General features: G+C 55.3%; 7 protein-coding genes. All 7 read right to left on the bottom strand.

The window, feature by feature from the left end; translation table 11 throughout:
• Positions 1-104: 104 nt before the first annotated feature.
• The 7 genes from fliN to fliH all read right to left on the bottom strand — a co-directional run bounded on the left by fliN (position 105) and on the right by fliH (position 6770).
• Positions 105-494, bottom strand: coding sequence for a flagellar motor switch protein FliN (gene fliN / locus L4C36_RS05065; RefSeq protein ID WP_428476700.1), 390 nt, complete (start codon positions 492-494; stop codon positions 105-107).
• A 26-nt stretch (positions 495-520) separates the two neighbouring features.
• The gene (gene fliM / locus L4C36_RS05060) at positions 521-1585 is read right to left on the bottom strand and encodes a flagellar motor switch protein FliM (protein WP_428476699.1); all 1065 of its coding nucleotides are present in this window, start codon (positions 1583-1585) and stop codon (positions 521-523) included.
• 7 nt (positions 1586-1592) lie between these two features.
• A complete protein-coding gene (fliL, locus tag L4C36_RS05055) occupies positions 1593-2090 on the bottom strand; it encodes a flagellar basal body-associated protein FliL (RefSeq protein ID WP_428476698.1) in 498 nt (165 codons plus the stop codon).
• Between the two features lie 100 nt (positions 2091-2190).
• On the bottom strand, positions 2191-3945 hold the full coding sequence (locus L4C36_RS05050; RefSeq protein WP_428476697.1) for a flagellar hook-length control protein FliK: 1755 nt from the start codon (positions 3943-3945) through the stop codon (positions 2191-2193).
• A gap of 110 nt (positions 3946-4055) precedes the next feature.
• Entirely contained in the window at positions 4056-4505 is a 450-nt protein-coding gene (gene fliJ / locus L4C36_RS05045) for a flagellar export protein FliJ (protein ID WP_428476696.1), read from the bottom strand.
• 55 nt (positions 4506-4560) lie between these two features.
• The gene (fliI, locus tag L4C36_RS05040) at positions 4561-5880 is read right to left on the bottom strand and encodes a flagellar protein export ATPase FliI (RefSeq protein ID WP_428476695.1); all 1320 of its coding nucleotides are present in this window, start codon (positions 5878-5880) and stop codon (positions 4561-4563) included.
• Positions 5880-6770 carry a flagellar assembly protein FliH gene (fliH, locus tag L4C36_RS05035; protein ID WP_428476694.1) on the bottom strand — a complete coding sequence of 297 codons (891 nt, stop codon included), beginning with the start codon at positions 6768-6770 and terminating at the stop codon, positions 5880-5882. Before fliH ends, fliI begins: the two co-directional genes overlap by 1 nt.
• Positions 6771-6824 lie beyond the last annotated feature (54 nt).

Below are 6824 nucleotides of genomic sequence, written 5' to 3'. Positions count from 1 at the left end.
ACTTCATGCGTTTGATCAACCATGCCAGCAAGACGATCACCATCAACACCACGATTAACGCGGCAAAGGTGGTGGCAAGGTTTAATTCCGGTCCGGTAGCCATGTTAGCGCAGCTTCTTGATACGTTCGGTTTGACTGATCACATCCGTCAAGCGGATCCCGAATTTGTCATTGACCACCACGACTTCACCGTGGGCAATCAAGGTGCCGTTGACCAGTACATCCAGTGATTCACCGGCCACACGATCCAGCTCGACCACCGACCCTTGGTTCAATTGCAGCAGGTTACGGATGCTGATTTGGGTACGCCCCACTTCCATTGAAATGGTCACCGGAATATCAAGGATCGTGTCGAGCTTACGGCGCTCATCCTCACCGATCGGTGACGGTTCATCCGTTAACTCTTCCAAGGGTGCCAAGTGCGTGCTTTCGTCCAACGCTTGCTCGGCCAGTGCCGCCGCCCAATCATCGGCCATTTGTTGGTCATTAGACATGTTTCTACCTCTTTGGACTGGCGTCCTTAGTTATTGCTGTCTTCGTTATGCAGGTTCAGCAGCGCTGTCCCTAATTCATCCCGATCAAGGAAAGCCAAATCGCTTTTCACCATATCCGGACGTTTTAATTTATCAGTAATTTTCAGTGCGATATTGTCGCCCGACTTGCCCATTTTGGCGCGATAGGTCGGCAGGTCTTCAACAAACACGGTGGCAGCTTCCGGCATATCAATCGGGATCACGTCCCCCGGTTGCAACTCCATCAAATCGCGTAAGGTCAACGTCACATCCAACAGCTTGGCGCGCATATTCACCGGCACATCCATGATTTCGTCACGCAGCGCTTTGCTCCAGCGCACGTCGGTATCCATCTTGTCACTCTGCACACCGGCATCAAGCAATTCGCGGATCGGCTCCACCATGGAATACGGCATCACCACATGAAAATCACCGCCGCCGCCATCCACTTCGATGTGGAACGAACTCACGACAATCACTTCCGTCGGGCTGACGATGTTGGCCATGGTCGGGTTCACTTCCGAGTCGAGGTATTCAAACTCCACCCCCATCACCGGTGACCACGCTTCGCGGTAATCTTCAAACACCAGCTTCAGCAGCATCTGAACAATGCGGCGCTCTGTGGGCGTAAACTCTCGGCCTTCGATTTTGGCGTGGAAACGCCCATCACCGCCAAAGAAGTTTTCCACCAAGATAAAGACCAAGCGGGCTTCCATGGTGATCAGTGCGGTGCCTTTTAACGGGCGAAAACGTACCATGTTCAAACTGGTCGGCACATACAGGGTATTTTGGTATTCACCAAATTTGATCATCTGCACCCCGTTGATCGACACTTCCGCCGTTTTGCGCAGCATGTTAAACAAGCTGATGCGCATATGACGGGCAAAGCGTTCATTGATCAATTCAAGGGTTGGCATCCGCCCACGGACGATACGGTCCTGAGAGGAGAAATCAAACGAGATAACACTGCCGCCATTGTTACTACCACGGCCAATGTCATCGTCGTCATCGTCGCCGTCATCGACCCCGTGTAAAAGGGCATCGATTTCGTCTTGGGTTAATAAATCACTCACGGTCAACCTATTGCATGACAAAGCCTGTGAAGAGCACCCGCTCTACCACAGGACGGCCAGATACTTTCACCAGTGCATCTTGCACTGCCTTGAGGGCATACGTGCGCAAATCCGCACGGCCACCAGGGGCTCTTAATTGTTCCACGGTCGCGGCACCAAAGGTTTGCAGCAACGTACTTTCCACTAACGGAACGTGTTGGTTCGCCGTCGCTTCATTGCGCTCGCCACGCACCAACAGTTGTACTTTGACTTGCACCAAGCGATCCCGTCGGTCACCCGTCACATTGAAAATAAACGGCTGCGGTAAAATCACGTAATACGCAGGCTCTACCACCGGCGTGGTCGTCGCTGGCAAGGTACTGACCGTCGGGCTAATCGCCGCGGGTGTCGCCTCATTGCCAAACATCCACCACGCGCCTGCCCCGCCGCCCACCAGCAGTAGCACGACGCCAACAATCAACATCAGGCGTTTTTTCTTGCTACTTGCGTTTGAGTCCTCAGCCATTGCTGTTATTCCTTAACTGTGTCCGTGATTACGGCTTGATGTTTAAATTATCAGTATCTATTTTGGGGGCGCCATAGTAGCAGAGTCCCCCTTGTTTCCACTAGGCGTAATAGTCGACACCCGGCTTGGCTTGTGACAGCCAAAAGTCCTGCGGGCTCATGACATCATTGCCGTGTTCTCCCGGTAAAGCGCCTGCTCCGGATGCGTCACCCTGACGGCCATTCCCCTGACCATTCCCCTGACCATTGCCTTGCCCTTGTTGAGCCTGATCATGCTGGCTTTGCTGGCCGGTAAACTGACGGCTGCTTTCTTGTTGCACCGAGGTTTGCGCGAGCTGCACCCCTTGCTGACTCAATAATTCACGCAGACGTGGCATCGCTTGTTCAATCAATTCACGGGTCTGCGGGTTTGCCGCGGTAAACTGCACACTGGCCTGATCGTTATTGATGGATAATCGGATCTGTAAGCGCCCTAATTCCGGTGGATCAAGGCGAATATCGACGTGTTTAAGGTTTTTCGACAGCATCATTTGCAAGCGATCGGCTAACTCATCCCCGCCTTGCGCCTGCGTCAGTAACAACGGCGGTTGAGTATTCGCGGACGCCGGATCCGTTAATCGTGTTTGCGCGGCCTGCATCGGGGAAGCGGTGTGTGCCGCACGCACGCCTTCTGCCGCATCATCCCCCCCGAATGCGGCCAATAAGGCTTTTGTCTCTTGCTCACTGCCACCAGTGGCCGCTGTCGTAAACAGTGCCGCATTGTCACCATTCATGCCGCTCGCACCGTCTGCACCATCAGCACTGTCTGCGGTTGCAAGCGTATCAAGCCCGAGGGGCATGTCACCGGTGTCGCCCGCCATGGTGCTGGTGAGATCAATGGGCATGCCGCGCGTCTGGCTATCACGCTGCATCTCATCGGCGATCGAGGCCGATGAAGCGGGAGTTCCCGCGACCATCTGTGCTTGTGTAAAGGCCGATGCCGCTCGCTGACTATCAGCGCTTTGCATCATGTTCTCGCCCTCTACCGATGTCTCCGTTCCCCCGCCATGTTGCGTTGTTGGGGCAAAGACCGCCGACCAAACCGGCGTGCCCTTGGCTTCACTCTTTACACTTTCTGCACTTTCTGCACTTTCTGCACTTTCTACGTCAGTATTTTCTACTTCAACACTTTCTACGTCAGTACTTGCTGCCTCAGCGCTTTCGTCATCAATCCCCCCCTCGACCACGGCCTCACCCTTTGAGGTGTATTGAGAGGAAAGCGGCAACATTTTGCCTGCCTCGTCTTCCGTACTGGCAGAGGCCGTCACATCAGTATCATCGGAACCCGCGGTCAATTGACGCTGGTACTGTGCCATCTCTTGCAAAAAAGCATCGCCCTCTTGCATCGCTTGCTGGCTATCGACAGCCACGCTGGTATTGTCGGCAGACAATGTGCCATCAGTGTCGCTCGTTGGGCTGTTATCACCCGCCATAACGTCGACCGAGTCACCAACATCGCCATCTGTTGTCGCTGAAGACAACGAGGCCGCCTCTTTTTCGGCGGTCTTCTCGACGCTCTTCCCACCAGCGGCTTCACCGCCTTCCTCAATCACCGCAGCATCTACCGCAGCGGAAAGCGCGTGCTCAGAAGTCTTATCGGTATTGTTCGTGCGTTTGGCGTGCTTGTCGTTCACCGACGAACCGTGTGATGCACTATCGACAGGCTGACGCGCGGTAGGCTCAACGGCATCCGCAAGCGAGTGGGAAAAGTCATCGCTCCCTGCCTCACTGACGGCACGCGCCGTCGACGACAAGGTCGTTCGGCTCACCGGGGCGGCAGAAGCAGGATCAGAGGTAAACAAACGCGAAAACATCATAGCAACTCAGGAACTCATCAATCAGGCCAACACCCAACCGTCAGACGGCTGACTGTCTCTCTCAAGGTAAGCATCCATGCAAAAATCAAACCATCTATCGGTTAGCAGGGTCAGCGTTTCGCTGTCATCCGGCGGGCAAACTGCAACGTAGCAAACTCATCGAGCATTTTCTGTTCTTGTCGATCGAGAAACTGCTGACGTTCCGTTTGTTTTTTCTCCAGCAGCCACTCAATGGAACGGCGCTTTTTACGCATTTCATTCCAGTGGTCGCTGCACTGCTCAACCTGAAAGTCAAACTGGCTGGCGGCTTGTTTTTGTTTGGTGAGGGTTTCGTCGAGTTGATTTAGAAACTTCTGTAAATGCCCGTAGGAGCTGGCGGTTAAGCCTTGCTGTCCCCGTTCCGACAACTGACGGCAGTAATCCAAACGATATTGTTCTATCTGCTGTAACTGGACATAGTAATTGTCCCGTTCCGTGCGGGCCTGACTCAGCGCCAGCGAGGCGTTGTGCTCGTCATCTTTGGCGCGATCAAGGATCAGCGCGAGCGCTTGGTTTGACATTCTTTTCTCGATATTGCGTTAGGGGTCAAGCGGTACTTGGCGGGCGATAGAGGATTTAGCCGCCCAGCACCGAACGCAGCATATTAATGCACATATCGTACGGCACCGATTCTTTCATGGTCTGCTGCAAATAGCCGTCTAACCGCGGTTTAAAGGTAAACGCTTGGTCGATGGCTTGGTCAGTCCCGGGCTTGTACGCTCCTATCGACACCAAATCTTGGTTTTTGCGACAAATCGACAAGATCTGTCGCACAGCCTTGGCCATCAACATGTGCTCTTCGCTCACAATGGCGGGCATCACTCGACTGACCGAGCGTTCCACATCAATCGCCGGATAGTGCCCGGCATCGGCCATTTCCCGTGACAGAACAATGTGACCATCCAAAATGGCGCGCGAGGCATCAGCGATTGGATCTTGTAAATCATCGCCTTCACTCAATACGGTAAAGAAGGCGGTGATTGAGCCCTGATGTTCGCCGCCGTTACCGGCGCGTTCTACCAGCGCAGGCAGTTTGGCAAACACCGAAGGCGGATACCCTTTGGTGGCCGGTGGCTCCCCGACTGACAGGGCGATTTCACGTTGCGCTTGGGCAAAACGGGTCAATGAATCCATCAGCAGCAGCACATCCAGCCCCTGATCACGGAAATACTCGGCAACGGTCAGGGCGGTTTGACACCCTTTCAAACGCATGATGGGTGAGGCATCGGCAGGCGCCGCCACCACCACCGCACGCTGGCGGCCTTCATGCCCCAGAATTTCATCGATGAACTCTTTCACTTCTCGGCCACGTTCACCAATCAGGCCTACCACCACCACTTGGGCGGTGGTGCCACGGGTCATCATGCCCAAGGTGACCGATTTACCCACACCCGAACCGGCAAACAGGCCGATACGCTGGCCTTTGCCTACCGTTAACAGGCCGTTGACGGCTTTCAAACCGACATCCAGCGGCTCTTTGATCGGTTTACGAGAAAGCGGGTTGATCGGATCGGCGGTAAACGCGGCGCGCTGGGCGGTGTAGATCTCGCCGAGGCCATCAAGTGGGTTACCTACACCGTCGATCACGCGGCCAAGCAATTCCATCCCCACCGGTAGGCCGGCAGCTTGCAGCACGGGGGTTACCCGTGCGCCCGGCATCACACCGGTTAACTGCTCACTGGGCATCAAAAACAGGGTATCACCGGAAAAACCGACGACTTCCGCTTCCATCTCACCCGTTAAGGTTTCCACTTTGCACGTACTGCCGACAGGTGCACGGCACCCGACGGCTTCTAACGTCAACCCGACAACCCGAACCAAGCGGCCCGATGCCACCGGACGACGGGCCAAGTTCTCCGTTTGATAACGCGCGAGACGCGCGGCCAACGCCGCCATTAGTGAGTGCCTTGCGGGTCGTCAGCGATCGCCTCGCGGTCGGTCACGGCTGCCTCTGCGCTTAATGCGCCCTCTTGTGCGGCATCAGCCTCAGCCTGCATGGCCTGTTGTGCGTTACGCCCGATGAAACCGCTCAGCACATCACGGATCCGGCTTTCCATCTGATAATCCACGGTCGAGTCGCCCGCTTGCAGTTGCAAGTCTCCCCGCTGTAACGCGGGTTCGGCCTGCAACCGCCACTGGCGTTCGGCCAGATTGTCGTCGCCGTAGGCGGTTTTCACCACCGCCAAGTCATCCGGATGCAACTGAATGATCACGGTTTGGTTCGCCACAGGTAAGGTTGCAATGCCTTCACGCAACGTCTGTAAAATCACTTGGGTGTTGGTTTTCAGCTCCACTTGGATCAACTCACGGGTCAGGCCAGTCACCAAGCGCAATAGCTCTTGCTCGACCGCGTTATCGACCTGTGCCAGCGGTGTCGCCAGTTGCTCAATCAACTGCGTCAGGTGCGTGACCTGTTCCGTGATCTGCTGCTGGCCTTGTTCCAACCCTTGCGCAAGCCCTTGTTCCAGTCCTTGCGCCGTGCCCTGTTCGAGGCCGTCGGTTTGGCCTTGCGCAAAACCGTCTTGATAGCCCGATGCTCGCCCTTCGGTTTGCCCTTCTTCATAGGCAGACTCGCGGATCGCCTCCAAATCGGCGGCGGTTAAGGGGGGCGGCCCTGGCTCATTCTCGTCTTCAAACGCAGGCTCATGCCAGTCATGGCGATAATTGAGGGCATTGTCCGGCGCACTCTCAACCTCGTCGCTGTAATCGGGGTAGGCCCAACGCTCAAGCTCTTGTGCTTGATGTTCGGCCACGCGTAGAAAACCGCGGTGGCGATCAGTAGACATTATTCACCTGCTTATGTGTCAGAGGGCGAGTCAAGGTCTTCACCTGAATACGTT

The sequence above is a fragment of the Photobacterium japonica genome (assembly GCF_050337005.1).
Taxonomy (GTDB): Bacteria; Pseudomonadota; Gammaproteobacteria; order Enterobacterales; family Vibrionaceae; genus Photobacterium; species Photobacterium japonica.
This window is presented reverse-complemented; position numbering and strand designations above follow the sequence as displayed.

Coding starts and splice junctions, on each gene's coding strand:
- fliI (WP_428476695.1), bottom strand. CDS start 5,880: ATGGCGGCGTTGGCCGCGCGTCTCGCGCGTTATCAAACGGAGAACTTG.
- fliH (WP_428476694.1), bottom strand. CDS start 6,770: ATGTCTACTGATCGCCACCGCGGTTTTCTACGCGTGGCCGAACATCAA.
- fliJ (WP_428476696.1), bottom strand. CDS start 4,505: ATGTCAAACCAAGCGCTCGCGCTGATCCTTGATCGCGCCAAAGATGAC.
- fliN (WP_428476700.1), bottom strand. CDS start 494: ATGTCTAATGACCAACAAATGGCCGATGATTGGGCGGCGGCACTGGCC.
- L4C36_RS05050 (WP_428476697.1), bottom strand. CDS start 3,945: ATGATGTTTTCGCGTTTGTTTACCTCTGATCCTGCTTCTGCCGCCCCG.
- fliL (WP_428476698.1), bottom strand. CDS start 2,090: ATGGCTGAGGACTCAAACGCAAGTAGCAAGAAAAAACGCCTGATGTTG.